Below are 24197 nucleotides of genomic sequence, written 5' to 3' on the forward strand. Positions count from 1 at the left end.
GGCGGTCGAGGCCGTGCTGCACCCAAGGTTCCTCACGGCGACAGAGCGGGAGTTGATCGCTGACATGCGTGGTGAGGGCCAGTCGCTACGCGCGATCGGACGGGCACTGGGCCGGCCGCCGTCCACCGTCAAGCGCGAGATCGACACCCGTGCGGTTGATGGCGTCTATCAGCCGCATCGGGCCCAGCGGGCGTGGGCGAAGAGCCGGTCGCGCCCCAAGGAGTCCAAGCTCGCCCGTGCGGGTTCACTGCGCGAGTTCGTCGCGGACAAGTTGCGGGAACGGTGGTCACCCGAGCAGATCTGTCACGCTCTGGTCATCGAGTTCCCCGACGACGAGAGCATGCGGGTGAGTCCGGAGACGATCTACCAGGCGATCTACGTCCAGGCACGTGGCGGGCTGCGCCGCGAGGTCGCGGTCGCGCTGCGCACGGGGCGCACCCGCCGCAAGCCACACCGCAGCCCGGAACAGCGCACTCGCCGGTTCGTCGACGAGATGGTGATGATCTCCGAGCGCCCTGCCGAGGCCGAGGACCGGGCGGTTCCCGGCCACTGGGAAGGCGATCTGATCGTCGGCCCCCGAAGCGAGAGTGCGATCGTGACCTTGGTCGAGCGCTCCACCCGCTACGTCATGCTCGGGCATCTGCCCGGAGGGCATACCGCCGAGGAGGTCCGCGACGTGCTGGTGCCCTTGATCCAGACCCCGCCCGAGCACCTGCGTGGCTCCTTGACCTGGGACCAGGGCTGCGAGATGGCCGCGCACAAGCAGTTCACCGTGGCCACGGGAGTACCGGTCTACTTCTGTGATCCGCACTCGCCCTGGCAGCGCGGATCGAACGAAAACACCAACGGCCTGCTGCGGCAGTACTTCCCCAAGAGCACCGATCTGTCCGTGCACAGCCCCGCAGACCTCGAACACGTCGCCCAACAGTTCAACAGCCGACCACGCAAAACGCTCGGCTGGAGAACCCCAGCCGAGCGCCTGCGTGATCTACTGACGACCGCGTAAGCCATCAGGTATTGCGAGGACCCCGAGAATCCGCCTCTGACCAGGGCCTTCATCATGGAGCGGGTGACGAGAATCGAACTCGCGCTCTGAGCTTGGGAAGCAACCAGCACTTCGGGGGTGATGTGGTCCTTGACCTGCGAAATTATGCTGCCGCACGTTACTTCCCGGCGGTCCGGGGACTCCCCTGTTGACCGCTGGTTACCCCCGTGACTGGCACGTAGTGGCACGGCCTGTGCATGCACCTGCTCGTGCGGATCTTGAGGTGCGGTCCAGACTCGTGGGCGTGGGCACAGAAGCGGCCCTTGATCGTGGTTCGCGGGAGCGATCAGCGCAATGCCTGATTGGGGTTGAGGGCACGGCGCAGGAGGGGAGCTGACGTCGGCGCGGGTGGTGGCTGGGTGTTGGCCCGGCTGCGACGGATACTCCGCCTCCGGCTTCGCGAGCAGCGCTGGACAGACCACTGTCCCCGTATCGGAGTTCCCGGGGACTGAGCACCATGGTCTACATCAGGTGTTGATGGTCAGCTGCCGGAGACGCTGGAGAGTCAGTAACTGGGCTGTCGGCGTGCTGGATGCCTGCCGCTTCAACCCAGAACCAGGGATTCGTCGCCGAAGTCAGCCACCAGCTTGAGCTGCCCGCCCAGGGCCGCCACGTATGCGGCGAGAGTCTCGACCTCGGATCGACTGATGGCACCCTTCTCTATGGCCGAGATGCGCCCTTGGGTGACGCCGAGAGTCTTGGCCACTGCCGTCTGCGTCATCTTCTGGCGCTTGCGTACCTCAGCGAGGCGATGTGCGCGTACCCCCGACAGCAACGCGGTGGTGCGCTGTTGGACTTCCTTGGCCTCTTCGGTGGAGAAGCCAAACTCGTCCTTGAGGTCATCCCAGTCGACGGAGCTGGCCGTCTTCGGCTTAGTGGCGCTCATGACTCCTCATTCCTGGTCATTCTGGTACGCCTTGTAGGCGTCTTCCGCTTCCTTGATCGCTGCTTGATACCACCCCGACCAGTTGCCCGCCTTGTCGCCGCCCACGAGGATCACGGCGTTGCGCCCAGGATCGAACACGAACAGGACCCTCACCTCACTGGCTCCGGACGATCCCGTCCGCAGCTCCTTCAGGTTCGAGATGCTCGATCCAGTGATGCGGTCGACCAAAGGGCGGCCGAGAGCCGGGCCTTCCTGTTGCAGGACGTTGATGGCAGCAGTGATCTGGAGGAGTGTGTCCCTGTCGGCGTGGCGCAAGCTGTGTAGCCAGCTCTTTGCCGGTTCGATAACGGTGATCTTGAATGGCATTCACTCTCCCGCCCACCAGGACACCACCCGTGCATAATATCATGCAGGGGTAATATAGGCGAGGTCTACGGTGGCTGGGCTTGTCCGAGCCCGTGCGCCTGATCCGCATGGCCACTGGCAAGCGCCAGAGGGTACATATCACCGAGCAATGCTCGGAACCTGTGGATCGGTGCCGGGAGGAACGCGGAGGGCGTACCTTCCCGATGATCCCTTGAGTGTCGAGGTGTCGGTGCGGACTTTGAGAGGCGATGGCCTCGACTCATTCCTCGCGGAGTTGGCTGAGGACTTCCGGGGATGGGAAGGAGTGCGTACGTGGCGCTCCCTCGAACGTGACTTGACGCTCTCGGCTGAGCACGACCCCGGGGGCTACGTCCACCTCACATGGGGGCTTCACGGCCGGCCGCCGTCCGATGTATGGCGCTTCGAGGCCACCACAGCGCACGCCGCGGGCGAGGACATGCGCAATCTGGCGGCCGACTTCCACGCGTTCCTGACGAGCAGTCCATGACGTCGCCCGCTGACAACAGCCTGCTGGACCTCGATACGGCGTGGGAATCCAACTGAGGCGACACGCTCCCACTCGGACATCTGCTGCGCACCGCTCATCCAGACCGATGGGTGCGCTTCCACAGCCTGCCGGAGTCCAAGAGGTACGCCGTCACCGAGGAGGAGTACGCGACCTTGCTCAAACGGCAGCACGCGATCCTCGCCGACCTCGGTGCGGCGCAGGAACTCATCGCGATCACCTGCGAATGGAGCGCTGATCCATCTCCGCGCCGACGTGAACCGGACCTGGAGCGTGTCGCCCCTGGAGAACACTGGCGGACCGTCCTGGAGAACGAGACCGAGGAGCCGGAGGCCCGCACGTATACGCACCTCTACGTGGGGCCGCTCACGAACCTGCCGGCGACGTTTGACCCACTGTTGCGAGAGGTCGCGGACTTCGAGACTGCGGGGGTCATTATCGCGCCGAGGGGCCTCGGGTGGCTTGTCCACCCGTACGACGGCGGGGTCGACGTAATGACCGCGACTCGCGCCGAACGGGACGCACTTCGCTCGCGTCACCTGGAATGGCTGTCCCAGCACCAAGGGGGTCTGTAGCACTTCTGGCCGCAGTGCGGGGCTTGCCCCCTTGGCTCTACTGAACCGCCTCGGTCCTTCTCGCAGCGACCGCAGTTGACCGGCTGTTCTGGTGCGCTGTGGTGCGCCCCTGATGGGCCGGGTCAGTCCTCCGACACGGCTTGGGCTGGTGCTTCCTCTTCCTCGCCGCCCATGGCCTCGCGAAGGCGCTGCTTCGCCGCAGCCAGGCGTTCGCCGTAGTCGGGTGCGAAGATCTCGCTGAGCGTCGTGTCGAGTGTCCCGGAGATGGCGTAGATCGCAGACCAGACCGAGCGGTCGTTCACGATGGCGCTCAAGTCGTCGGACTTGAACATGGCCTCGTAGAGCCAGTCAGACAGGACGAATGCTTGATCGCGCGTGAGCTTGATGACCACCGGTTCTTCATCCACGCGGACACGGTAGTTGTTGGGCGGTCGGCGGCAAGGCGTCCGTGGGCTCCTGCTATCGCAGCCGTTCGTCGCGCCCACTGTGCACCCCTTGGGCCGCCGACCACGGGACGGCCGGCCGCAGGCACCACCCGGGCCCGCGGCCGGCGTTCCGGCTACCTGTTCAGCCAGTCGGTGGGGGTCACAGCCTGGTCCGTGAGGATCTGGAGGTTCTTTCCGTCGGCGGAGTCGGCGACGTAGGTGCGCTGGGTGTGGTCGAGGTCGTCCACGGCGGAGAAGGCGATCCGGGTGCCGTCGGGCGAGAAGACGGGGCCTTGGATGTTGCTGAGGGGGGTCGTCCAGCTGCTCTGCAGCTCGGTGACGGCGCCGGTTGCTGCGTGGACGGCGCTCAGGCCGTTCTCGGCGACGTATACGATGCGCTGCCCGTCGGGGGACCAGTCGACGGGCGTGGACAGCGCGTTGCGAACGGTGCTGATCTGGTGCGTCTGCCGGGTGGCGATGTCCATGACCCAGACGTCCCTGCCGTTCTCCCAGCCGTCGGGCGTCTCGTACGTGGTGGTCCTCACGAAGGCGATGCTCTGGCCGTCGGGCGAGAAGGTGCCCGCGCCGCCGGTTGTCGTGAGCACCTCGTGTCCCGTGCCGTCGCTCTTGATCCACTCCATACCGCGCGGGCTGTCGTAGACGATCCGCTTGCCGTCCGGGGACCAGTCGGGGCGCTCGACGGACGGGGCCTCATTGGTTTCGGGCGCAATACCCGGGACCAGAATGTGCTGGTCACTGCCGTCGCCGTCGGCGACCACGAGGTTCCGGGCGTACATGCAGCCCTCGGTCTGGGGAATGCAGGTGTCGTCGCGCTGGATGTACGCAACGGTGGAGCCCTTCGGAGAGAGGACGCCGTCCTCGGCGTTCTGCGCGAAGGTCCCGATGACTTCACCGCTCACGGGGTCGAGCGAGACCATAGCGGGAGAGTCGGAGGAATAGTCGGTGGCAGTGATCCGGCCGGCCGGCGCCCCCTGCTCCGCCGCGGCGGCCCCTGCTACCGGCAGACCAGCAGCGACGACGATTCCTACGGCCAACACGGAGCGTTTGAAAAGCATTTGAGCCCTCCTGGGGCAGCCGGCGCTTCCGGCCCCCTGTACAAAGAGCGCAACCGGATCAAGAAACGTCACAGGGGCCGGGTCAGGCCCATCAGATCCTGGACCAGCGCCTCAGCTTGGGAGTCAAGGGGGTTTGAGGTACTTCGGTGACCTGACCGGGCAGGATGCCCCTGAGGGCCCCCTGATGGGCCCATGAGACGGGCTGTTGTTGACCGCTGTTCCCCGCTGTGGTGCGGGACGCTGTGAGTGCCCATTGGGCCAAAACTCCTATACCCCGGGCATGTTGGCTCGACTTCCGTCTCGTTACGAGGTCCTTTCCCCCGCCTCCCGAGGTCGGTTGCGCCCGGATCGTCCGCTACTGGAGCAAGTCCAGCGCCCATTCCGCCATGCAAATTACCGGCGGCATCAGGCTGGCCTGACACGCTCTTCAGCGATCCGGAGGCGGCCTGGTTCCCCTGATCGCCGACGCAGGCACCCATGGCTGCCATCAATTGACCTTCGATAGATCTCGGTTGCGATGCATCCGTGATTCACGGTGGTATTCCGGCATGAGCAGAATCGCTGAGGTCATCGTGCTGGCGCAGGACGCGGACGCAGTCATGGAGCCTCTGACGCGGCAGGACGACACGCGTACCTGGAACGGCGTGTTCTTCGAGATGCGCCCAGGCGGGAACTGGGGGTTCGGCTGGGGTACGGAGTTCGTGCGGATACGCAGCAGATCCGGACTTCTCAAGCACTTGGAGTCGTTGCCGTGGCCCCGGCCAGAGACGGTTCAGGTCCTGATACATGACGAGGAGGATGACTGTTTCGGGCTGTGGATGATCCACGACGGCAAGCTGGTGGAGATACCCCTTCCGCGCACGCGGCGGGCCTACTGGTCCGGACCGCATGACGAAGAGTGCCCACCCGACCCCGGGATCCTGAGCCGGACGGATGGTGCCCCCGTTGACTGGCCGAAGGAGATCGAGGGTGGCGACCAGTCTCGCCCTCCTGCCTGGTGAGGGTAATCAGGTTCGAATCGCGCGATCACACGCTCCGGCCAGGAGATACGTCAGCAGAAGGGCCCTCAGGCGGGCATGCACCCCAAGGCCTGTGGCGCAGGTCGCTGGAAAATGCGTCCCGGCATTCGGGACTCTCGGCCGCCCTTTGCGGTGAGTGGCGATTGAAGCCTCAATCTGGCTCGTCGTGATGACTCCTATGGCATGCGAATGGCACGCGGACCATAGGAGGTCTAGACGACAAAGAAGCCCCAGGCCGCTGGCCTGGGGCTTTTGGTTCGAGCTGTGGAGCGGGTGACGAGAATCGAACTCGCGCTCTGAGCTTTGGAATCAACGGTTCTTGAACGGCTGTAGCGGCTCTGACCTGCATGTTTGCCTGGATCGGTCGAAAATTACGTGGTCTCTGGGCGCCGTGCTTGACCGCTGTTGTCCGCTCCGAAGGGCACGGATGGGGCACGGTCGTTGAGGGCTGAGCAGCCTGAGGTGCATCCTGCCGAGCACGTCCGGTCTGTGTGCGGCCCTCAGTCTTCGTGCGGAGCCTCCTGCTCCTGGAGTCGTTCGCCGATGTCGCCGGCCCATGTCTGTGCCCACTGCCGCAGCCTGGTGATTGCTTGCTCGTCGAGTCCGTAGGCGGCGAATTCCGTGTCGTCGATCCAGTCGGCTCCGCCCAGTCGAGCTTGCAGCTCGCTCAGGTCGAAGGAGTCGCGGGCATGGCGCCGTCCGAGCTCTTCGAGTTCGACGTGACTCCAGTGGTTCGCTGCGGCCTGAACGTCGATCAGGTCTCTGGCGAGCCCGCGGTCGGACAGCGCGCGGACCTTGGTTCCAACGACATCTTCGAGTGACAGCACCAAGCCGTGCTCGGTGTGCACAGGCGGTCGCCAGAGGGCTTCCTTGAGGATGTCGACTTCGCACCCTTCACGGCTGGTGGGATCGGTGACGATCAGGCGCGCGGACAGCGGGTCTGTTTCCAGAGCGCTGACCTGCCACCCGCGCTGCTCCAAGCCGATGCGCACGGCAGTCGCAATGTCCTCCATGCGCTCGGGGTTCTCGGTCGCGACGTCGAGGTCCTGGCTGAGCCGGTCGACCAGGCCGTGCGCTTGGACCGCGTAACCGCCGGTAAGCGCCAGAGGGTATGCACCGCCTACGGCAAGCACGTCTGCAAGCAAGCGACGGTGCAGGTCGGTGAGGTTCACGCCACGGCCTGGGCGCTGTGAGCCAACTCGTCGAAGGCGCGTTCCCAGACTTCACGGACATCACGGCTGATCAGCGTGCGCAGTGTGGGCCACAGGCTGATGAGAAGGCCATGATTGAGGTACCGGATCAGATCGTCATGCTGGCCCTCGGCCAGGACGATGCGGTAGTAGCTCATCCGCAACCGGGGCTGATCGAGGTTGAAAGTGGTCAGTCCCGACCACGCCAGGTGGAGTGGCAGGCTCACTGTGCCGTGCTCGGGGCCGGCGAGCTCGGAGAGCGCTGCGGGTGCGCGCCGGGCAAACTTGGCACGGCGGAGATCGGAAAGGCTGGGCTGTGATGCCATACCCCGATTATCCAGGGAGGGGCCGCTGGGGGCCGACCGGACGGTGACAAGGTGCTGCATACAAAGAAGCCCCCGGCCGCTGGCCTGGGGCTTTTGGTTCGAGCTGTGGAGCGGGTGACGAGAATCGAACTCGCGCTCTGAGCTTGGGAATCACGGGTGCTTGAGCGGGTGGGGCGGCTCTGACCTGCACGGTTGTCGGGAGTGGGGTAGTTGCCTGTACCCCCTGGGAGCCGTACATGACCAATGTTGTCCGCTCTGCTGGGCACGGATGGGGCACGGGTGGCGGCAGTGCAACAGAACCTGCCGAGGTGCATGCTCCGGGTGGGCTGGCGAGTCTGAGAGGGATGATGCGGCCCTGGTTGCCGCAGAGCTTGGCCATGTCGTCGCTGTCGGATGCCAGGAGGGCGCCCGGTTTTGGCTGGCGCAGTGCTACCTCGGCGACCGTGGCATCGATTGGGCGCAGGAGGACTCAGACGCTGAGCGTGTCACCGTAGCGGCAAGTTTCACCATAGTGCGGGCCCCGAACACTAAGGGGAGCTATGTTGCGTCCGTAGACACCGTGAGCGACGGAGGACCCACTGTCATGTCTCGTCTCAATGTTGCCCAACTGACCATTACTGCGGCCCAGAACATCCAGACCGCCGACGCAGTCCGTCGTGATCCGGCTGTCGTCAAGGCGGCCAAGCAGTTCGTTGGGGACGGCGCTCGGGCGCTCCACTCCGGTGGTGCGCTGGTGCGTGAGGCTCGGTCCTCCTGGCGTCGCCACAGCCCGCTGGCTAAGGGGGCCGGAACCGGTGAATGATTTCAGCGCAGAGGCAATTGGTCTCGTGATCCGCGAGCACCGCCAGGCTCAGATACCTTCCATGACCCAGGATAAGTTGGCTGAGCGGGCCGATTACGGGAAGGGCGGAGCGGTTTCGATCTCCCGGATCGAGCGCGGGCTCGTAAGCCCTGGGGAGCACCGTCTGGCGGCCGTCGCCCTGGCGCTTCAGCTGACACCCGCACAACTCAAGCAGGAGGCGGAGGAGCGAACCAGGTTCCTCGCTCTTCAGCGGGGCCAACGGCCGGTGAAACTGCGCGATCAAGTCGCGGAGACGAAGAGACGCCACGCCGAGATCAACGAGAAAGCGGCCCAGCGGTCGAAGATCACCCAAGAACACGCAGAAGCCTTCAACCGTGTTCATGATGTCGTCCGCGACAAGTTTTTCATGAGGTTCGTGGAGCTGGCCAGAAGCGTCAGCGGGGCTCCCGAGCCGGAGCGGCTGAGTGAGGAGACCGAGGGCACGGGCGAAACCCCTATGGCGATTCGTATCGAGGCGATGTCCGCCGGGATCGCTCACGCGATCCGTGGTGCCGCCGCCGGAGGCGCGGCCGGAGCGGCGGTCGGCGGCGCCGCGGCTTACGGTGCTTTCACCGCGGCCGCGCTGTTCGGGTCCGCCTCGACCGGAGCGGCTATTACGACGCTCTCCGGGGTTGCCGCGACCAACGCGACGCTGGCCCTCCTGGGAGGAGGCGCGCTGGCCGCGGGCGGTGCGGGCATGGCGGGTGGAATTTTCCTGCTCACCGGCATGGTCGCCGCCCCGGTGGCAGCGCTGGCGGCCGCCGGCTTCTACGTTCTGCGGCAGCGCCGAAACAAGAAGGAGGAGCAGCGTCTCCGAATTGAGGTCGAGGCTGCGGAGACGGCTCTGGAGCAGTCACAGCAAGGCTTCGACACGATGGTCGATGTACTGTCGCGCGCCACGGCCATCATGGAATACGTCGAAGTCCACGGCACTCACTCCCTGGAGAAGTGGAGGGCGGGTCTGCCGCCGGAGCCCTGGGACTGGGAATCGCTCGGGCACGAGGGCCGTGAGCGGTACAAGGAATTCCTAACCGTGGCGGGATGCTTTCTTGCCACGAGCATCATCAACGTCCCTGTACTCCTCACGGCAAAGCCCGATGATGTGCGCGAGATGGGCAAGGCCGTTGACGAGACGCTGCGGTACGCGGACAGGACCATCAAGTCGATCGTCTGAGTTCCGGAATCGTTACCACCGCAGATCCGGCGCGGCACGCCGCGAACTTTTCAGGTTGCCGGTGGATAGATGGCGACCCTCTCGGCGGAGCGCCGGCGCAGGTGGTGCGAGGTGGTGCAGCGCGTACCGCTCCGAGCGGCGTGCTCGTGCGGCTCGGGGCACGTGGAAGGCACGCGACCACGCAACAAAGGGTCCCGGCAACAAGAAAGGCCCCGGTCATTGACCTGGGCCTTCTGCGAAGAGCGGGTGACGAGAATCGAACTCGCGCTCTGAGCTTGGGAATCTTGACCCTGAGCGTCCACGTATCCTCCCTGACCTGCGGAGTTGCATCACCAGGGAAGTGTTACTGAGCTTGAGGAAACCCCGTAGTTGACCGTGGTTGACCGCCCTAGGTGGTGCTGAGGTTGTGCGGAGGTGGAGCGAATCAGTTGGTGATCAACCGCCGCGTGGCGAGTCCCCTGAGCGCTCTCGGTCCCGGAAACGGCGATGGCCCACACCACGTGGTGCGGGCCATCGAAGGTGCCGGGACTAGCTGATCGGCGGGCTGTACCTGAGAACCCAGCCGGGGCTGGGGCGGTGAACGGTGACCTCAACAGCCCGCCCACCTTCGGTGTATCCGGTGTGCGTGATCTGTAGGAGGTTGCTGCCCGGTTCGACGCCGAACGCCTCAGCTTCTACGGAGGTGGCCTCGTACAGCGACACTTCCTCAATCGCCTCGGTCTGCTCGAAGCCTGCATCGCGCATCCGGCTGATAATGCCGCCCAACCCGGGGTCAGGGTTCTCGATACTCGCGGCCTCGGCCACGTCCAGGGGGATGTAGGAGTCGGCGAGCTGAACCAGGCGGTCATCGTCGTACATGTGCCGGGCACGAATCACGGTCTGATCGGAAGCCGCAATGCCGAGAAGGTTCGCAACCTGCGCGGGAGCAGTGTCACGACGGACTGCCGTCTCTACACGAGGGGCACCCCCAAGTCGCTTGATCTCGGTCTCGAAGGCTCCACGACTCTCGCCGGCCTCCCGGCGCTCGGTGCGGTAGCGCTCTGTAGCGTCACGGACGATGGCGGTGTTGCTGCTCACTTCGATTTCCTCTCAGACAGCGTTCTGGTCGATGGGCCACTCATAGCTGAGCGACCAGAGGGTGACGGGCATGACGTGCACGCAGACTTCCACGGCCCTGTTGTGCTCGGTGAGGCCGATATGGGTGATCTCGTAGACCATCCTGTCCGCAGAGGTACTGAGCGCTTCGGCTTCCTGTTTGCTCGGAAGCCTCACATCCACGGTCTCCCTGATACGTACCTGCTGGTACCCGAGATCCGTGAGGCGAGACTTACTGCCGCCGTCCCCAGTGTCCTGTTGCTCCAGCTGGGTACCGAATGCCACGTCACCGGGGAAGTAGGACGTTGCTACCTGTACGACTGTGGCGTCGGCGCGCATGACCCTCGCTCTGACGAGAGCCTTCGCGGAGTGGTGGATGCCCAGGATCTGCGCGACTCGCTTCGGAGGCCGCTCCCGACTGATCACGGTGGTTGCGGTCGAGGTCATGCCGAGTCGGGCGATCTCAGCTGCGAAAGCACCACGTGCGCCTTCTTCTTCCCTGGCCGACTTGATGTAGCGGCCAGTCCCATCCCTGTGAATCTTGCCGAGGATCGGTGAGACGAAGGTGCCCTCACCCCTGCGGGAAATGATTAGACCCTCATCTTCGAGCACTCGGTATACGTCGCGAGCGGTCTGGTACGCGACGCCCTCGGACTCCTGAAGCTCTCGAACCTTGGGCAGCGCCGAACCGGGGGCATAGACCCCCTCCTGGATCTTCGTCCGAAGCTCAGCCGCTAGGCGCTGAATCTTCGGGACCTTGATCTCTTGCACGCAGGACTCCCTTGGTGAGTGACGCTCCAACCCCAGTGTTGCAGAACTAGTCCTAGAAGGATACCCGGGCTCGTCGCGCTCGCGAGCGGGGTGATTCCAGACTCGCTGAACTAGTTCTATTGACGCCCGCCCGGGGGCGTGTCTTAATCGTCTCAGCGCACCGCAGAACTAGTTCAGCGGAGCGTGAGGGAGCCCTCTTTGGGCTGCTTCGAACGCACGACACAGGAGCCCCGCGTTGGTCGGGGGGAGGGTCCCGGGTCCCTTGTCAGTCCCGGAGGGCTTAGACCGAAAGGTCATGTCTCCATACGCCTAAACCGGGAGCTCGTGTTCCCGAAGGAGACACCCGAACGACCCTGATCACCGCCGCGCATTGCTGCGGCCGGTTGCCTCCCCTGCCCGTCTCGTACGGGCGGGGCAGAGGGGAGCCGGAACACCTCTTCCTGCTTCATCCGCAGACGGCGCGCGGCCCCGGTGCTCGAACACCGGGGCCGCTGTTCGGGCCGTCCGACCCATGAAGGAGACAACGACCCATGAAGACCATCGCTGCACTTCAGGACCTCGTTACGGCCGTCTCGCTCGATATGGAGCCGTCGGCCGCTGAGCTGGACGCGATCGAGCTGGAGATGCCCGTCATCCTGGCGGGCGTCGAGCTGCTGGACGCGCAGATCATGACCATCGATCGCACGCCGACCGAGCTGGACGAGCGGCGCATCCGCAGGGCCCGCCGGCGGGTGCTGGCCGCCCGCCGGGACCTGACGAACCGAGCCGAGACGGCGCGGACGGGCGGTGCCGCATGAGCACCGCAACGAGGACGCACACGGCGTTGCTGGCCGAGTCGCGCTCCACCGACCGGTGGCGGGTGTTCGTGGCGTTGATGAACACCACCGACGCGTGGCCCGAGCAGGTGTTCACCGGTCTGGAGGTCCCGACGCGGGCCGCCCGGACGGCCGCGCTTGCTCTGCTCGGTTACGAGCCGGTCGAGGGTGCCGAGTGGGAGTGGAGCGAGGACAGCGACGACGCCCAGGTTCACCTGCTCGCCTCCCTGCCGGTGCGCGAGCGGACGGGCGGTGCGGCATGAACCGCTTCGGTAAAGGGCTTCTCATCGCGGCTCTGGTCGGTGTGGTCGGGATGGCGTTCCGGGTTTCCTGGAACGCGCTGCGGGACGTGGCGACCGCGACCGGCGCGGACAGCACGGCCGCCCTGCTGTACCCGTTCGTGGTCGATGGCCTCATGGCCCTCGCCCTCGTCGCCACGCTCGTACTGACCGGCGACTCACGCAGGTTCGCGCTGCGGGTCCTGGCCGCCTACACGATCGCCTCGCTCGTCCTCAACTACGTGCACGGCCTCGTCCCCGAGCTGCACAGCAAGTCGGTCGACTGGGGTCGACTGGCCGACTGGGACCCCGCGAACTGGGCCCTGGTGCTGCTGGCGACGTCGTTGCCGGTCGGGTCGATCTACTTCGGCTCCGACCTCGTCGCCAAGGTCCTGCACCACCGACCGGTCGACCCCGCAATTGCGGAGGAAACGACAGAGACAACCGCAAATCGGTCTACCTCTGACCTGCAAGAGTCGACCCTCACCCCCCTGGCACCGGTCGATACTCCGCCCGCGCTTCCGGCGCCGGAACCGGTCGAGGAACTGCCGTCGACCGAGCTGGCCCCGGTCGGCGTATTCGCTGAGGAGTCGGTCCGGCCGCGTCGGGCGACCGGTCGGGTCCCGGACGTCGCCCGGTCGAGTCGACCGGTCCGCACCGCCGAGCAGCTTCTCGATGAAGCCCGGTCGGCCACCGCCGACTGGCCGGTCGAGGAACTGACCGGCGAAGCCATCCGCAAGGCGGTCCACACCTCTGCGGCCAAGGCCCGTGTACTGCGCGAGACCCTGCGCGCCGAGCGGACCACCGTGCCGGATGAGGCAGCGGCCTGATGGGCGCCCTTCCGGATTACCGGTGGCGTATGGCTCCCGATGGTCTGGCTACCCGCCGTCAGCTTCGCGCGTTGGGGTTGCGGCCGGGGGGTCAGGACGTCGTCGCCGAACTCCAGCGGCCCCGCCGCAAGCGGGGACCGCTGGTCGCCTACCTCTACCGCATCGACCGGGCCAAACCGGTCCGCCCGATGACCCCGGGCCGTGCCGCTGCCCTGGCTAAGGCCATGGCCGCGCGGCGGACCTGTCCGAACTGCCGACGGGACGCGGGGTACTGCATCCCGCGTTCGCTCGGCATGTGCGTGCCCTGCTCCGACCTGGACACCGAGTCTGCCGCCTGAGCTGCGGCATCGAACGGAGATGTAGTGAAGCTGACCGTCAGCACACACAAGCTCTTCGGCTACGGCGGGACCCTGCGGACCGCGAAGCGTCTGGCCGAGCAGGCCGTCACGGTCGTGAACCGGGCGGTGCCCGGCCGGATGCCCGACGTCAAGGTCGTTCTCACCTCGGAGCGGAACCTGGCCGAGGTCTGCACGGCTGCCGAGTGGGAGACCGCCGGATGCACCGACAAGCGGGTCCAGGCCCGCGCCCTGCGGGACGCGAAGCGCTACGCCCGGGAAGTCGCCGGGCGGTCCATCCCGCTCGCCGACGGCGGGGTCCTGGTCGTCCTCAACGTCGACCAGCACCCCAACGAGGCGGTGTTCGCGATCACCCTCGTGCACGAGCTGGTCCACGCCATGCAGACCAGCCGCAAAGGCGTCCACGACCGCCTCGTCGCTGGTCTGCGCCACGACCTGGGAGTCGAGAAGCAGTCCCGCCGCCAGTACCGGGAGCACGAACGCTGCCTGGAGCAGGAGGAGAAGGAGGCGTACGGCGCCGAATACCTCGCCGGTCGCCTCGTCCCCGCCGCCGCAGCCTGACCCACCCCCGCACCTCCACTTCCCCTCGCTCCGGGTCCCGGGGCAGTCAGGAGTCGTTGCGCCATGAGCGACAACGTCGTTCCCCTCTTCGACAAGACCACCACCGCCCCTGAGGCGGCCCCGCCCGTCGCTGTGGCTGCTGTAGCAACTCCGGCCGCTGAAAAGCCTCCTGTGCCCTTGTGGGTGCGCTCCGCAAGGCGTGTGCGCACCGTGGCGACGCACGAGAACACCAAGACCGTCTGCCGTGTCACCGCTCGCCACGGGATGTATGTGCTGGGCGGGTCGCGGATCGTGGCCCGCCGCACGTGGGAGGGCCGCACGGCTTCCCGGTATGAGCGTCTGCTGCGTGCGGCTGAAGCCGCGGGGAACATGGAAGCGGCAGCGGAGTGGGAGGAGCGCGGGCAGCGCTTCCGGCAGGAACGCCACCGCCGCCGCATGGACCTGCTCACGGCCCCGATGGACGCGGCCAAGGGCATCGCGGCCGGCGCCGGGATCGGGGCGGGCGGTCTGCTGATCCTGGGCATCATGCTCGCCGTCGCCAACAAGGACTGGACCGACATCGGGGCGCCGACCATGGCGCTCATCGAACTGGTCCGCTGGATCATCCTCATCATCACCGTCACCTGGGGACCCCTGGTCACCCTGGGGCCGTGGGCGGTGCTGCTCGGTCTGTGGGCGGTGGGCAAGAACCAGCAGGCCGCACCCCAGTGGGCGCTGCCCGCCAACGCCCGGTCCAGTGCGGGTGAGCCGATCACCCCGTCCGTCGTCGTCCTCGCCCTGCGCAACCTCGGTATCGCACCGCTGCGGACCGCGATCAAGGAGATGGGCGACGCGGGCGCCTCCATGCTGGGACCGATCCGGATCGCCGGATGCGGCGTCGAAGTCGACGTGACGCTGCCCTCCGGTGTCGCCACGAACGAGGTGCAGAAGCGGCGCCGCAAGCTCGCCGAGAACCTGTCCCGGCACGAGCACGAAGTGTTCATCACCATCCCCGAAGCGGCTCGCACCGTCCGGCTGTGGATCGCGGACAGTGGTGCGCTGGACGAGCCGATCGGCCCGTCTCCGCTGGTCACGGACGCGGACGCCAGGGCCGACTACAAGTCCGGTAAGGCTCCGTGGGGCCAGGACCTGCGCGGGGACGCGGCGGCGATCAGTCTGTATCAGCGCCACCTGCTCATCACCGGGCTGTCCAACCAGGGCAAGACCGCAGCCCTCCGGGCCCTCGCCTTGTGGCTGGCCTTGGACCGCACGGTGGAGTTCCGGATCGCCGACCTCAAGGGCATCGGGGACTGGGGCATGTTCGACGGCCTGGCCACGGTGCTTATCCAGGGGCCGACGGATGACCACGTCATCCAGGCCACCGAGATGGTCGAGGGTCTCGTCGCGGAGATGGAGCGCCGTCTCCAGGCGCCGCCGGGAACGAAGTTCACGCCGCTGGTCGGGATCGTGGACGAGGCGCAGCTCGCGTTCATGTGCCCGGTCATGGACGCGGAGAAGCGCCCGTACGGCGGGTCGAAGGCCACGTCCCGCTACTTCATGGCGGTGCGCAAGGTCCACAACCAGGGGCGGGCGGTCGACGTGACCCTGTGGGAGGGCACGCAGGACCCGACCGATCAGAACCTGCCCAAGCTGGTCCGCGAGGGTGCCCACACCCGCGCATCGCTGGTCCTGGGCACCGAGTCGCAGGCCAAGATGGCGCTGGGAGACAAGGCCGTCGACGGCGGGGCCGCTCCCCATCTGCTGCGTCAGGGCCTGGACAAGGGAACGCTGGTCGTCGCGTCGGACGGTATCGCGATCCCGGCCGGCCAGGCATCCATCACCATCCGCACCCACTACATCGATGACGACCAGGCCAAGGAGATCGCCAACCGGGCCCGCGCTCTGCGCGACGGAGTCACCACCCTGCACGTCATCGAGCAGGGCGAGGAGCGTGACCCGCTCGCGGACATTGCGGCCGTCATCGGGAACACGAACCGGGTCCTGACCCAGGACGTGTTGCAGCGTCTCGCGGTGCTGTCCGAGGACAGCTACGGCAAGTGGACGCACGCCGACCTCAAGCGGGTCCTGGACGGCACCGCGGCCGAGCCCTACAAGTCCGATGGCCGCATGGTCGTGGGCCGTGAGCGCATCGCCCGCGCTCTCGCGAACCGGGACAGCGACGGTTCCGCTTCCGCTTCCTGATCACAGGGAGCCAACCCCGGGCGGGTCAGGGAGGCAGGGAGAACTCCCTAACCGCCTCCCTGACCCGCCTCCCTGGACCTGACCTGCACAAATGATGTTTAGGGAGGCAGGGAGTCACCCCAGCTCAGCACCCCCGAACCCCTCTCCACGCGCCTCCCGATGGGGGTGCTTCCGCCTCCCTGACCCAGCAGAGGAAGGGATTCCACATGTTCCCCGACCACGCCAGCCACCAGCCCGCCCAGCGGGCCGTGACCATCCACCAGCCCACCCCGATCGCCACCGTTCAGGCCGCGCCGCTCGTGCCCGTCCAACCCGGAACAGTCCCTGCGGTGACGACCATCGTCCTGCCCGACGGGCGGGTCATCACCGGCTACGCCATCGCCCCCGCCCACCCCGAACCGGTCACCGTCAAGCCGGTGATCTCGCGGGCCGCTGTGAACATCGCGTTGGGCGGGGTCGGGTTCGCCGCGGTCTGCGGCGGCCTGGTCCTGCTGACCGCGTTCATCGCCGCACTCGCCGCCCTGATCCAGCAACTCATCATCCTGGCCGCCGTCATCTTCGGCGGCTGGATCGCCATCCAGGTCTTCACCGCCACCGGCCAGCACAAGGGCGGCACGACGGTGAACATCCGCAAGGCCGTCATCAAGCGCAACCACTTCCACGGCTAGCTACGCCGAAGGCGGCCCCCGTCTCGCCAAAGTCCGGGGCCGCCCTCGTCCAGCCACCCTCATCAGAGAACTGGAGACACCCAGCATGACCCAACCCACCCTCATCCGGCGAGTGCCCGCCCACCTGAACACCGCCCTGGACCTCGCCGCCCGCACGGTTCCCGTCCTGCCGTTGCGGGCGGGCAAGGTCCCGTTCGGGAACTGCCCGGCCTGCCGGGACAACGCTTGCGGCGGCCGTCCGAACATGAAAACCCCCGGGCCCTGCCATTGCCCCCGCCCCTGCCACGGATGGGCTGCTGCCACCACCGACCCCACCGCCCTGCGGTCGCGGGAGTGGGAGAGGTTGTGGCGAGAAGCGGCAGCGGTGGCCTACCACCCCGGCGGCGCCGGACTCACCGTCGTAGACCTGGACGACACCGCCGCCGTCACCTGGGCCCGACGGACCCTGCCGCCCACAAGGACCGTGCTCACCACTCGCGGCGAGCACTGGGTCTACCGGGGCGCGATGCAGTCCGCGAACGCGGTCCGTGCGGGCGTCGACATCAAGTCGCGCATGTCTTACGCGCGGTGGCTCGGCCCCGGCACCGGCACCATGACCGACCTGCCGGACACCGTGCGCGGGCTGGTCGTCAAGGGGTCTCCCGCGCTCCCGCCCGCACCCCGCATTGTCAGTGTTCCCACCCGGCCCGGTGGCGGGGAGTGCCGCCACCGCACGCCCGCCTATCTGGAGCGTGGCATCGCCATGGCCGAGCAGCAGATCACCCAGGCAACCAGCGCGGTGCACGCAACCGCGTACCGGACCTTCCTCGCCGTCCTGTCCGCCCATGGCCGGTGCGGCTGCCTGACCGACACCCATATTGGGCGACTGTTCGCCGCCGCGCAGGGCAAGGGGGAATCCCTCCGGCACTGCACCGACGCGTGGACCAACGCCCGCACCGCGCTGGGGATGTGAGCCATGTCCGAGGACGAGAAGAACCCGGCACGCGAGGTCATCACCGACTACGCGCAGCAGCACTTCCGGTACTTCCGCACCGCCGACGGCACCGTGTACGCCCAGAAGAACGGCCACCCCGTGGCCCGTCCGATCCGCTCCCAGGGCACGACCGGCAGCCACCGGCAGGAACTCATGGTCGGCCTGTTCAAAGACGGCCGCGGCGTGTTCAACGGGACCGCACTCAAGGAGGCACTGGACCTGATCGAAGCGCTCGCACTGACCGAGGACACCCAGCCGGTGCACATCCGCGTCGCCCCCGGATTCGACGGGGCGACGTGGCTGGACCTGGGCCGCAATGACGGGCAGTCCGTCCGTATCCACCCCACCGGCTGGGACATCACCATCCCCGACCCGCGCGAGGTGTGTTGGCGGCGCACCCAGCTCACCGGGGAACTCCCCCTGCCGGCCAAGGACACCGACGGCAAGGGCATCGATCTCCTGTTTAGGCTGACGAACTTCGCGAACGCGGAGACTGAGTGCCTGGCCATCGCGTGGCTGATTGGCTGCCTGGGCCCGTCGGTGCCCGTCCCTGCCCCGTTCCTCACCGGGCCACAGGGGGCGGGGAAGTCCACGGCCGGACGGATGCTCCTGCGGGTCGTCGAGGGGATGAGCGGGGATCTGCGCCGGGCTCCGAAGGATGAGGAGAACCTGATCGCGGCCGTCGCGGCCGGATGGATCACCGCCCTGGACAACCTCTCCCACATGGCCCCGGACCTGTCCGACGCCATGTGCTGCATCGTCACCGGAGCCGAGTCGGTGAAGCGCGCCCTGTTCACCGACGGGGACGTGCACCGGGCCCGCTACCGCCGCCCCCTCCTCCTCACCGGCATCGACGTCGGAGTCATCCGCCCCGACCTCGCCGAACGACTCCTGCCCCTGCGACTGGAACGGCCCCTCGTCCGCCGCACCGAGGCGGAACTGTGGGCGGAGTTCGAAGAGGCGTTGCCCGTCATCCTCGGCTCGCTCCTCGACCTCACGGTCAAAATCCGTGCGGCCGAGGCGCAGACCCCCACCGATCTACGGATGGCCGACTTCGCCCACCTGTGCGCGCAGTTCGACGTGGCAACCAGCCTCGGAGCACTGCCCGCCTACCGGGCCAGCCTGGACGACCTGAACGACGACGTCATCGAAGGTGATCTGCTCGCACAGACCGTTCTCACGCACGCCGACGGCATGGCCCCGGGCGCCGAGCAGCAGATGACGTCCACCGAGTGGCTGCACTGCCTCAGCCGCCTCTACAGCGGCGACGACCTGCGGCCCCTGCCCAAGGGCTGGCCGACCACCGGCAAAGTCCTCTCCGACCGACTCAAGCGCCTCCAACCGACCCTGGCCGCCCGGGGAGTCCTCATCGACAGCGGCCGTACCCGTGAGGGCCGCTACCTCGAAATGACCCGCCGCTCCACCAGCCCGCCCCCAGACGAGCAGACAGAAGCGTTCTGACCCGCAGCTCGGTCGCCCCGGACAAGCAAGAGGAGCACCGGCCCCCGGGGGCGTGCTCCTCTTGCTGTTCGGCGGAACGCCGCCCGGTAGTCGTGCCGCGCAGCGGCCCCTCATTCACTCTCTGAGGGCAACCGGACCACTACAGACACCCCCTTCTTCTTTCCTAAGTAGGGAAGCTCTGCGTCACAGCGTCACGCTCACGGAAAGAACAGCCCCTGGCCTGCGGATACAGGCGTGACGCAGACGGAAATCTCTGCGTCATCCTGCGTCACCTGCGTCACGGCGTGACGCAGCCCGTGACGCACCAATGACGCACCCCCACACCACTGCGTCACGCAAAACACCAGGCCAGAAGCCCGCGTGACGCTCGTGACGCTGTGACGCAGAAATCCACACCTAGGACACACGCGGGGCGTGCTCCGCAGTACGCCCGCCTCGAATCCCAGGGAGCCAGTCAATGAGCAACCTTGCTCACCCTGCCCGGCGACTCACCGCCGTTCCCTCTGTGCCCAGACCTGCGGCACTGGAAGAGACCTACTTAAGCGTTCCCGCGCTCGCGGAGCTGTTGGGGACTACCGAACGGTTCCCCCGCCGACTCGTTGCTGAGCGACGCATCCGGTACCTGAAGGTCGGTACCCACGTGCGCTTCCCGGCGAGTGCCGTCGAAGAGTTCCTTGCAGCTAACACCGTTGAACCGATCCGGCCGCGGCGCCGCATGAGGAGGGCTGCCTGATGGCCAAGCGCAAGAAGAACGCGATGACGATGCGTCGGTTCGGAGCCGTCAGGCAGTACAGGTCGGGCCGCTGGACCGCCTCCTACCTGGACCCGGCAGGGGAACGACGCCGCGCACCCGAGACCTTTGAGACGCAGACCGCTGCCGAGATCTGGCTCTCGCAGGTCGAAGCGGACATGACCCGCGACGCGTGGCGGGACCCGGACGCCGGCGCGGTGAATTTCGAGGAATACGCGACGAAGTGGGTGGTGGAAAGGGGCGTCGCGCCCCTTACGGAGGAGCTGTATAACCGGCTGCTCAGGCTCCATCTCGTGCCCACGTTCGGCGTGTTCGACCTGGACGAGATCACCCCACCGCGCGTACGGGAGTGGCGAGCGGAGCGCCTGACCGCCACGGGTGCCACGACCGTCGCGAAGTCCTACCGGCTGCTGAAAGCCATTTTGGAGACTGCGACCGACGATGAACTGATTCGGCGGAATCCCTGCCGCATTCGCGGTGCCGGAAAGGAGGTCTCTCAGTCGGGCCAAGTGGCGACGGTCGCCCAGGTCGACGCACTTGCCGACGCCATCGGCATCCGGTGGCGCTTGATGGTCTACCTCGGGGCCTACGGGCCCCTGAGGCCAGAAGAGCAGGCGGAACTCCGGCGGAAAGACGTGGACGTGGACAACGTCACCGTCGTCGTGCGGAAGGCCGCTCCGGAGCTGGCCTCGGGCAAGCGGGCGGAGGGGCCGACGAAGTCGGAGGCCGGAAAGCGCGTGGTTGTCCTGCCGGAGTTCCTGCGGAAGGACCTTCAGCGACACGTGGACTGGTACGCGGAGAAGGGGCCGGAAGGACTGTTGTTCGTCGGGGAGAAGGGCAAGCCGTTCCGCCGCTCGACCTTCGGTCGGAAGTGGCGCAAGGCGCGGACTGCGGTCGGCCTGCCGGAGAACTTCCGCTTTTACGACCTCCGGCACACCGGGCACACCCTTTCGACTCGGTCGGGAGCCACGCTCAAGGACACGATGGTGCGCGCTGGCCAGTCGACGGAGAAGGCGGCCCTGATCTATCAGCACTCGGACCACGAGCGGCAGAAAGAGGTGGCGGGCGGCCTGGACCGGATGGTGCGAGCTGTTCGCGAGAAGGCGCGTGGGGAGCGCGAGAAGGGGTCAGGTGGTGCGGAGGTGGTGCAAGGCGCTTAGAGAGGTCTAGACAACGACGAACCCCCAGGCCGATGACCTGGGGGTTCGTGGAAGAGCGGGTGACGAGAATCGAACTCGCGCTCTGAGCTTGGGAAGCTCATGTTCTACCATTAAACTACACCCGCGAAGCGCGCCGATGATCGGCAGTGCATCGTCGCACACTGTACCCCATGGCAGGCCCCCGGCGTAGGAGCCGCGGGGTCTTCCCCGCGTTGGTGCGGGGGTGCGGTGGGGTGGACACGGGTGTGGTGGGCGGGAGTTGAAGGCGTAGCGTGGTGGTCGGAGTGCCGCCTGGAGCGGCGTCCTGTTCATCCCCTAATGTGGCCTTTCTCGTCCAAGGCTTGGTTGGGGAAGGGGCTTGATGGAGTCGATGGAGCGCACCGTCGTCCGTTGTGCCGAAGGGCACGTTTTTGCTACCTCGTCGTTCCCGATGCAGCAGCTCGGGTCCGGCCGGATCGGTCCCGGGCGGCTCATCCGCTGTCCGCGCTGTGCCCGGTTGAGGCAGGCGGTTCCTGTGGTGTTCGAGCAGCGGTAGGGCTTTCGCCCGGGGGTGTCGGGCACGGTCGAGGAGCCGGAGCGAAGTGGCAGGCGGGCGCGCGAGGGCGGTCCGGTTGGGGCGGGCTCGCGCGTTCTGCGTATCCTCGGGACGTGCTTCTCTCAGATAAGGACATCCGGGCCGAGATCGACGCCGGACGGGTGCGCATTGACCCGTTCGACGCGTCGATGGTGCAGCCCTCGAGCATCGATGTGCGGCTCGACCGCTACTTCCGGGTGTTCGAGAACCACCGCTATCCGCATATCGACCCTGCCGTAGAGCAGACCGACCTGACCCGCACGGTCGAACCCGAGGGGGACGAGGCGTTCATCCTCCACCCCGGCGAGTTCGTGCTCGCCTCCACGTACGAGGTCATCTCGCTGCCCGACGATCTCGCGTCGCGGCTGGAGGGGAAGAGCTCGCTCGGACGGCTCGGGCTGGTGACGCACTCGACGGCCGGCTTCATCGACCCCGGGTTCTCCGGTCACGTGACGCTGGAGCTGTCGAACGTCGCGACGCTGCCGATCAAGCTCTGGCCGGGCATGAAGATCGGGCAGCTGTGCATGTTCAGGCTCAGCTCGCCGTCCGAGTTCCCGTACGGCTCCGAGCGGTACGGCTCGCGGTACCAGGGTCAGCGCGGGCCGACGGCCTCGCGATCGTTCATGAACTTCCATCGGACGCAGGTGTGATGCCGGATGAGCGGTGACGTGCGGGAGAATCTGACGTACGAAGGCTTCGGGAGCGCGGTGCGCGAGCTCGCGCAGGCCGTGGCCGATGACGGGTACGAGCCGGACGTGGTGCTCAGCATCGCGCGCGGCGGGGTCTTCGTCGCGGGCGGACTGGCGTACGCGCTCGACTGCAAGAACATCCACCTGGTCAACGTGGAGTTCTATACCGGGGTGGGGACCACCCTGGAGATGCCCGTCATGCTGGCGCCGGTCCCCAACGCGATCGACTTCTCGCGCAAGAAGGTCCTCATCGCCGACGATGTGGCCGACACCGGCAAGACGCTGAAGCTGGTGCGGGACTTCTGCATCGATCACGTCGCCGAGGTGCGCAGCGCGGTCATCTACGAGAAGTCGCACTCGCTCGTGAAGTGCGAGTACGTGTGGAAGAAGACCGATCAGTGGATCAACTTCCCGTGGAGCGTGGAGAAGCCCGTCGTGCGTCGTGAGGGACAGGTCCTCGACTCGTAGTCGTGGGGCAGATGCGCAGGACGGCGTCATAGCGGTACCGAAACAGCGGACCGAAGATCTGAGATGGGCCCCCGGCTGGTGCCGGGGGCCCTTGCGTCGTCCGTGGGGAGCCGCTCAGATCGTGCCGAGCTTGATGATCGACAGCAGGGCGATCAGCTGGATCGCGGATGCGCCCAGCGCCTTCGGCCACGGCAGGTCGTGCGATTTGCTCACCATCGAGGTGAACAGCGCGCCGGCGGCCAGCCAGGTGACCCAGCCGAGTACCTGCACGAGGGAGTTCTCGCCGCCCAGGAAGACCGCGAAGAGCAGGCGCGGGGCGTCCGTGATCGACATGATCAGCATGGAGAAGCCCACGCTCGGCTGCCAGGAGCCGGTGCCGCCGAGCTGGCGGGCCAGGGTGTGGGTGACCGCGCCGAGGACCAGCCCGCCGATGACGAAACCGATACCGGTGACGACGACGTACGGCACGGCCGTCGAGATCGTCGCGTTGATCGCCTCGTCGCGGGCCTGGTCGAAGCCGAAGAGCGCGAGCAGTCCGTAGAGGAACGTGATGACGAGCGCGGGGCCCCAGACCGGGTAGTCGCGCATCTGCCAGAACGTCGGGCCCGGGCGCAGCACGATGCCCTTGAGCAGGTCCTTCCAGGGCAGGCGCGGGCCCGCGGGCTGGGCGGGAGCCTGGCCGGCGCGGTAGGTGTCGCCGTCGCCGTACGGGTCCTCGTTGATGCTGAACGCCGTCGTGTGACCCGGGCTGTTGGCGTACGGGTCCTGCGGCGGCCCCTGGTGATACGGGTCGCCGAAGTACTCGGGCTCCTCGTGTCTGCCGGCGTTCTGCCCGCCCTGGTGCCTGCCCGCGCGAGGTCCGCCCTGGTGCCCGCCGCCGTTGTACGGCGCTCCGGTGCCTCCTGCCGGAGGCCACGACTGCTGGCCGTACGGCGGCGGTGGTGCCTGCGTGCCGTACGGCTGTCGCTGCGGGTGCTGCTGCGGTGTGCGGTTGTCCCGGCCGCGTCCGATCCTGAATCCAGCCACGAATCGAACGTACCTGGTCCGCGTGTGTGGGGTGGGGGAGCCGGGGGAACCCGCCCGCCTTTGCGGCCGAGCTGTGACATCCCCTAGGGGG

Annotated in this window: 27 protein-coding genes, 1 tRNA gene and 1 pseudogene; 18 read left to right on the forward strand and 11 right to left on the reverse strand. The window is 67.1% G+C overall.

The features are described from left to right. On the forward strand, nucleotides 1-1006 hold a 1006-nt coding region (locus ACFWSK_RS27665; RefSeq protein ID WP_383791611.1), incomplete at its 5' end, for an IS30 family transposase. Nucleotides 1007-1589: 583 nt separating this feature from the next. On the opposite strand, the gene ACFWSK_RS27670 is transcribed toward ACFWSK_RS27665, so the two are convergent. Together ACFWSK_RS27670 and ACFWSK_RS27675 are read right to left on the reverse strand one after the other, a co-directional pair. Beyond that, entirely contained in the window at nucleotides 1590-1931 is a 342-nt protein-coding gene (locus ACFWSK_RS27670) for an XRE family transcriptional regulator (protein WP_383791614.1), read from the reverse strand. Nucleotides 1932-1937: 6 nt separating this feature from the next. Further along, nucleotides 1938-2297: a type II toxin-antitoxin system RelE/ParE family toxin gene (locus tag ACFWSK_RS27675; RefSeq protein WP_383791618.1), complete on the reverse strand. Its 360-nt coding sequence runs from the start codon at nucleotides 2295-2297 to the stop codon at nucleotides 1938-1940. A 148-nt stretch (nucleotides 2298-2445) separates the two neighbouring features. Here ACFWSK_RS27675 and ACFWSK_RS27680 point away from each other — a divergent pair, with 148 nt between their 5' ends. Next, on the forward strand, nucleotides 2446-2805 hold the full coding sequence (locus tag ACFWSK_RS27680; RefSeq protein ID WP_383791621.1) for a DUF6228 family protein: 360 nt from the start codon (nucleotides 2446-2448) through the stop codon (nucleotides 2803-2805). 110 nt (nucleotides 2806-2915) lie between these two features. Next, nucleotides 2916-3398, forward strand: a complete 483-nt coding sequence (locus ACFWSK_RS27685; RefSeq protein ID WP_383791624.1) for a hypothetical protein — start codon at nucleotides 2916-2918, stop codon at nucleotides 3396-3398. A gap of 122 nt (nucleotides 3399-3520) precedes the next feature. Here ACFWSK_RS27685 and ACFWSK_RS27690 read toward each other — a convergent pair whose 3' ends face one another. Next, the gene (locus tag ACFWSK_RS27690) at nucleotides 3521-3805 is read right to left on the reverse strand and encodes a hypothetical protein (RefSeq protein WP_383791627.1); all 285 of its coding nucleotides are present in this window, start codon (nucleotides 3803-3805) and stop codon (nucleotides 3521-3523) included. 152 nt (nucleotides 3806-3957) lie between these two features. Beyond that, complete coding sequence (locus tag ACFWSK_RS27695; protein ID WP_383791630.1) at nucleotides 3958-4761, reverse strand: DPP IV N-terminal domain-containing protein; 804 nt, start codon at nucleotides 4759-4761, stop codon at nucleotides 3958-3960. Between the two features lie 686 nt (nucleotides 4762-5447). On the opposite strand from ACFWSK_RS27695, the gene ACFWSK_RS27700 reads away from it, so the two are divergent. After that, nucleotides 5448-5900: a hypothetical protein gene (locus tag ACFWSK_RS27700; protein ID WP_383791633.1), complete on the forward strand. Its 453-nt coding sequence runs from the start codon at nucleotides 5448-5450 to the stop codon at nucleotides 5898-5900. 518 nt (nucleotides 5901-6418) lie between these two features. On the opposite strand, the gene ACFWSK_RS27705 is transcribed toward ACFWSK_RS27700, so the two are convergent. From ACFWSK_RS27705 to ACFWSK_RS27715, 3 genes and pseudogenes are all read right to left on the reverse strand, one after another. Further along, on the reverse strand, nucleotides 6419-7090 hold the full coding sequence (locus ACFWSK_RS27705) for a nucleotidyl transferase AbiEii/AbiGii toxin family protein (protein ID WP_383791636.1): 672 nt from the start codon (nucleotides 7088-7090) through the stop codon (nucleotides 6419-6421). Continuing rightward, nucleotides 7087-7434, reverse strand: coding sequence for a transcriptional regulator (locus ACFWSK_RS27710; protein ID WP_383791640.1), 348 nt, complete (start codon nucleotides 7432-7434; stop codon nucleotides 7087-7089). The genes ACFWSK_RS27705 and ACFWSK_RS27710 overlap by 4 nt, the downstream gene beginning before the upstream one ends. A 337-nt stretch (nucleotides 7435-7771) precedes the next feature. After that, nucleotides 7772-7888: pseudogene (locus ACFWSK_RS27715) on the reverse strand (DNA-binding protein); the annotation flags it as partial. Nucleotides 7889-8228: 340 nt separating this feature from the next. Here ACFWSK_RS27715 and ACFWSK_RS27720 point away from each other — a divergent pair. Then, the gene (locus ACFWSK_RS27720; RefSeq protein ID WP_383791643.1) at nucleotides 8229-9449 is read left to right on the forward strand and encodes a hypothetical protein; all 1221 of its coding nucleotides are present in this window, start codon (nucleotides 8229-8231) and stop codon (nucleotides 9447-9449) included. Nucleotides 9450-9977: 528 nt separating this feature from the next. On the opposite strand, the gene ACFWSK_RS27725 is transcribed toward ACFWSK_RS27720, so the two are convergent. Together ACFWSK_RS27725 and ACFWSK_RS27730 are read right to left on the reverse strand one after the other, a co-directional pair. Next, complete coding sequence (locus ACFWSK_RS27725; RefSeq protein ID WP_383791646.1) at nucleotides 9978-10526, reverse strand: UTRA domain-containing protein; 549 nt, start codon at nucleotides 10524-10526, stop codon at nucleotides 9978-9980. Between the two features lie 12 nt (nucleotides 10527-10538). Further along, nucleotides 10539-11315: a GntR family transcriptional regulator gene (locus ACFWSK_RS27730; RefSeq protein WP_383791649.1), complete on the reverse strand. Its 777-nt coding sequence runs from the start codon at nucleotides 11313-11315 to the stop codon at nucleotides 10539-10541. A gap of 530 nt (nucleotides 11316-11845) precedes the next feature. Between ACFWSK_RS27730 and ACFWSK_RS27735 the strand changes: the two genes are divergently transcribed. The 11 genes from ACFWSK_RS27735 to ACFWSK_RS27785 all read left to right on the forward strand — a co-directional run bounded on the left by ACFWSK_RS27735 (nucleotide 11846) and on the right by ACFWSK_RS27785 (nucleotide 21349). Further along, complete coding sequence (locus ACFWSK_RS27735) at nucleotides 11846-12112, forward strand: DUF6284 family protein (protein ID WP_383791652.1); 267 nt, start codon at nucleotides 11846-11848, stop codon at nucleotides 12110-12112. Further along, a complete protein-coding gene (locus ACFWSK_RS27740; RefSeq protein ID WP_383791655.1) occupies nucleotides 12109-12393 on the forward strand; it encodes a DUF6303 family protein in 285 nt (94 codons plus the stop codon). The genes ACFWSK_RS27735 and ACFWSK_RS27740 overlap by 4 nt, the downstream gene beginning before the upstream one ends. Further along, complete coding sequence (locus ACFWSK_RS27745) at nucleotides 12390-13238, forward strand: DUF2637 domain-containing protein (protein WP_383791658.1); 849 nt, start codon at nucleotides 12390-12392, stop codon at nucleotides 13236-13238. The genes ACFWSK_RS27740 and ACFWSK_RS27745 overlap by 4 nt, the downstream gene beginning before the upstream one ends. After that, nucleotides 13238-13576 carry an RRQRL motif-containing zinc-binding protein gene (locus ACFWSK_RS27750; RefSeq protein ID WP_383791662.1) on the forward strand — a complete coding sequence of 113 codons (339 nt, stop codon included), beginning with the start codon at nucleotides 13238-13240 and terminating at the stop codon, nucleotides 13574-13576. The genes ACFWSK_RS27745 and ACFWSK_RS27750 overlap by 1 nt, the downstream gene beginning before the upstream one ends. Nucleotides 13577-13600: 24 nt before the next feature. Continuing rightward, nucleotides 13601-14155: a hypothetical protein gene (locus tag ACFWSK_RS27755; protein ID WP_383791665.1), complete on the forward strand. Its 555-nt coding sequence runs from the start codon at nucleotides 13601-13603 to the stop codon at nucleotides 14153-14155. A gap of 63 nt (nucleotides 14156-14218) precedes the next feature. After that, nucleotides 14219-16336, forward strand: a complete 2118-nt coding sequence (locus ACFWSK_RS27760; RefSeq protein WP_383791668.1) for an FtsK/SpoIIIE domain-containing protein — start codon at nucleotides 14219-14221, stop codon at nucleotides 16334-16336. Between the two features lie 206 nt (nucleotides 16337-16542). Continuing rightward, nucleotides 16543-17004: a hypothetical protein gene (locus tag ACFWSK_RS27765; protein WP_383791671.1), complete on the forward strand. Its 462-nt coding sequence runs from the start codon at nucleotides 16543-16545 to the stop codon at nucleotides 17002-17004. 85 nt (nucleotides 17005-17089) lie between these two features. Continuing rightward, complete coding sequence (locus ACFWSK_RS27770; RefSeq protein WP_383791674.1) at nucleotides 17090-17956, forward strand: bifunctional DNA primase/polymerase; 867 nt, start codon at nucleotides 17090-17092, stop codon at nucleotides 17954-17956. Nucleotides 17957-17959: 3 nt separating this feature from the next. Beyond that, nucleotides 17960-19438 (forward strand): ATP-binding protein, encoded by a 1479-nt coding sequence (locus ACFWSK_RS27775; RefSeq protein ID WP_383791677.1) that lies wholly within the window; start codon nucleotides 17960-17962, stop codon nucleotides 19436-19438. A gap of 523 nt (nucleotides 19439-19961) precedes the next feature. Then, entirely contained in the window at nucleotides 19962-20171 is a 210-nt protein-coding gene (locus tag ACFWSK_RS27780; RefSeq protein WP_383791794.1) for an excisionase family DNA-binding protein, read from the forward strand. Further along, nucleotides 20171-21349, forward strand: a complete 1179-nt coding sequence (locus ACFWSK_RS27785; protein ID WP_383791680.1) for a tyrosine-type recombinase/integrase — start codon at nucleotides 20171-20173, stop codon at nucleotides 21347-21349. The genes ACFWSK_RS27780 and ACFWSK_RS27785 overlap by 1 nt, the downstream gene beginning before the upstream one ends. A gap of 54 nt (nucleotides 21350-21403) precedes the next feature. Here the strand turns inward: ACFWSK_RS27785 and ACFWSK_RS27790 are convergent. Beyond that, nucleotides 21404-21474: transfer RNA gene (locus tag ACFWSK_RS27790), tRNA-Gly, on the reverse strand. A 523-nt stretch (nucleotides 21475-21997) separates the two neighbouring features. On the opposite strand from ACFWSK_RS27790, the gene dcd reads away from it, so the two are divergent. Beyond that, nucleotides 21998-22573, forward strand: a complete 576-nt coding sequence (gene dcd / locus ACFWSK_RS27795; protein ID WP_383791684.1) for a dCTP deaminase — start codon at nucleotides 21998-22000, stop codon at nucleotides 22571-22573. Nucleotides 22574-22579: 6 nt separating this feature from the next. After that, entirely contained in the window at nucleotides 22580-23080 is a 501-nt protein-coding gene (locus ACFWSK_RS27800; RefSeq protein WP_383791688.1) for a phosphoribosyltransferase, read from the forward strand. A 114-nt stretch (nucleotides 23081-23194) separates the two neighbouring features. Here ACFWSK_RS27800 and ACFWSK_RS27805 read toward each other — a convergent pair whose 3' ends face one another. After that, nucleotides 23195-24106 (reverse strand): YIP1 family protein, encoded by a 912-nt coding sequence (locus ACFWSK_RS27805; protein ID WP_383791690.1) that lies wholly within the window; start codon nucleotides 24104-24106, stop codon nucleotides 23195-23197. Nucleotides 24107-24197: the final 91 nt, after the last annotated feature.

This window comes from Streptomyces sp. NPDC058620, assembly GCF_042717135.1.
Lineage (GTDB): Bacteria > Actinomycetota > Actinomycetes > Streptomycetales > Streptomycetaceae > Streptomyces.

Coding starts and splice junctions, on each gene's coding strand:
- ACFWSK_RS27670 (WP_383791614.1), bottom strand. CDS start 1,931: ATGAGCGCCACTAAGCCGAAGACGGCCAGCTCCGTCGACTGGGATGAC.
- ACFWSK_RS27675 (WP_383791618.1), bottom strand. CDS start 2,297: ATGCCATTCAAGATCACCGTTATCGAACCGGCAAAGAGCTGGCTACAC.
- ACFWSK_RS27680 (WP_383791621.1), top strand. CDS start 2,446: ATGCTCGGAACCTGTGGATCGGTGCCGGGAGGAACGCGGAGGGCGTAC.
- ACFWSK_RS27695 (WP_383791630.1), bottom strand. CDS start 4,761: ATGGTCTCGCTCGACCCCGTGAGCGGTGAAGTCATCGGGACCTTCGCG.
- ACFWSK_RS27700 (WP_383791633.1), top strand. CDS start 5,448: ATGAGCAGAATCGCTGAGGTCATCGTGCTGGCGCAGGACGCGGACGCA.
- ACFWSK_RS27710 (WP_383791640.1), bottom strand. CDS start 7,434: ATGGCATCACAGCCCAGCCTTTCCGATCTCCGCCGTGCCAAGTTTGCC.
- ACFWSK_RS27735 (WP_383791652.1), top strand. CDS start 11,846: ATGAAGACCATCGCTGCACTTCAGGACCTCGTTACGGCCGTCTCGCTC.
- ACFWSK_RS27740 (WP_383791655.1), top strand. CDS start 12,109: ATGAGCACCGCAACGAGGACGCACACGGCGTTGCTGGCCGAGTCGCGC.
- ACFWSK_RS27745 (WP_383791658.1), top strand. CDS start 12,390: ATGAACCGCTTCGGTAAAGGGCTTCTCATCGCGGCTCTGGTCGGTGTG.
- ACFWSK_RS27750 (WP_383791662.1), top strand. CDS start 13,238: ATGGGCGCCCTTCCGGATTACCGGTGGCGTATGGCTCCCGATGGTCTG.
- ACFWSK_RS27760 (WP_383791668.1), top strand. CDS start 14,219: ATGAGCGACAACGTCGTTCCCCTCTTCGACAAGACCACCACCGCCCCT.
- ACFWSK_RS27765 (WP_383791671.1), top strand. CDS start 16,543: ATGTTCCCCGACCACGCCAGCCACCAGCCCGCCCAGCGGGCCGTGACC.
- ACFWSK_RS27770 (WP_383791674.1), top strand. CDS start 17,090: ATGACCCAACCCACCCTCATCCGGCGAGTGCCCGCCCACCTGAACACC.
- ACFWSK_RS27775 (WP_383791677.1), top strand. CDS start 17,960: ATGTCCGAGGACGAGAAGAACCCGGCACGCGAGGTCATCACCGACTAC.
- ACFWSK_RS27785 (WP_383791680.1), top strand. CDS start 20,171: ATGGCCAAGCGCAAGAAGAACGCGATGACGATGCGTCGGTTCGGAGCC.
- ACFWSK_RS27800 (WP_383791688.1), top strand. CDS start 22,580: ATGAGCGGTGACGTGCGGGAGAATCTGACGTACGAAGGCTTCGGGAGC.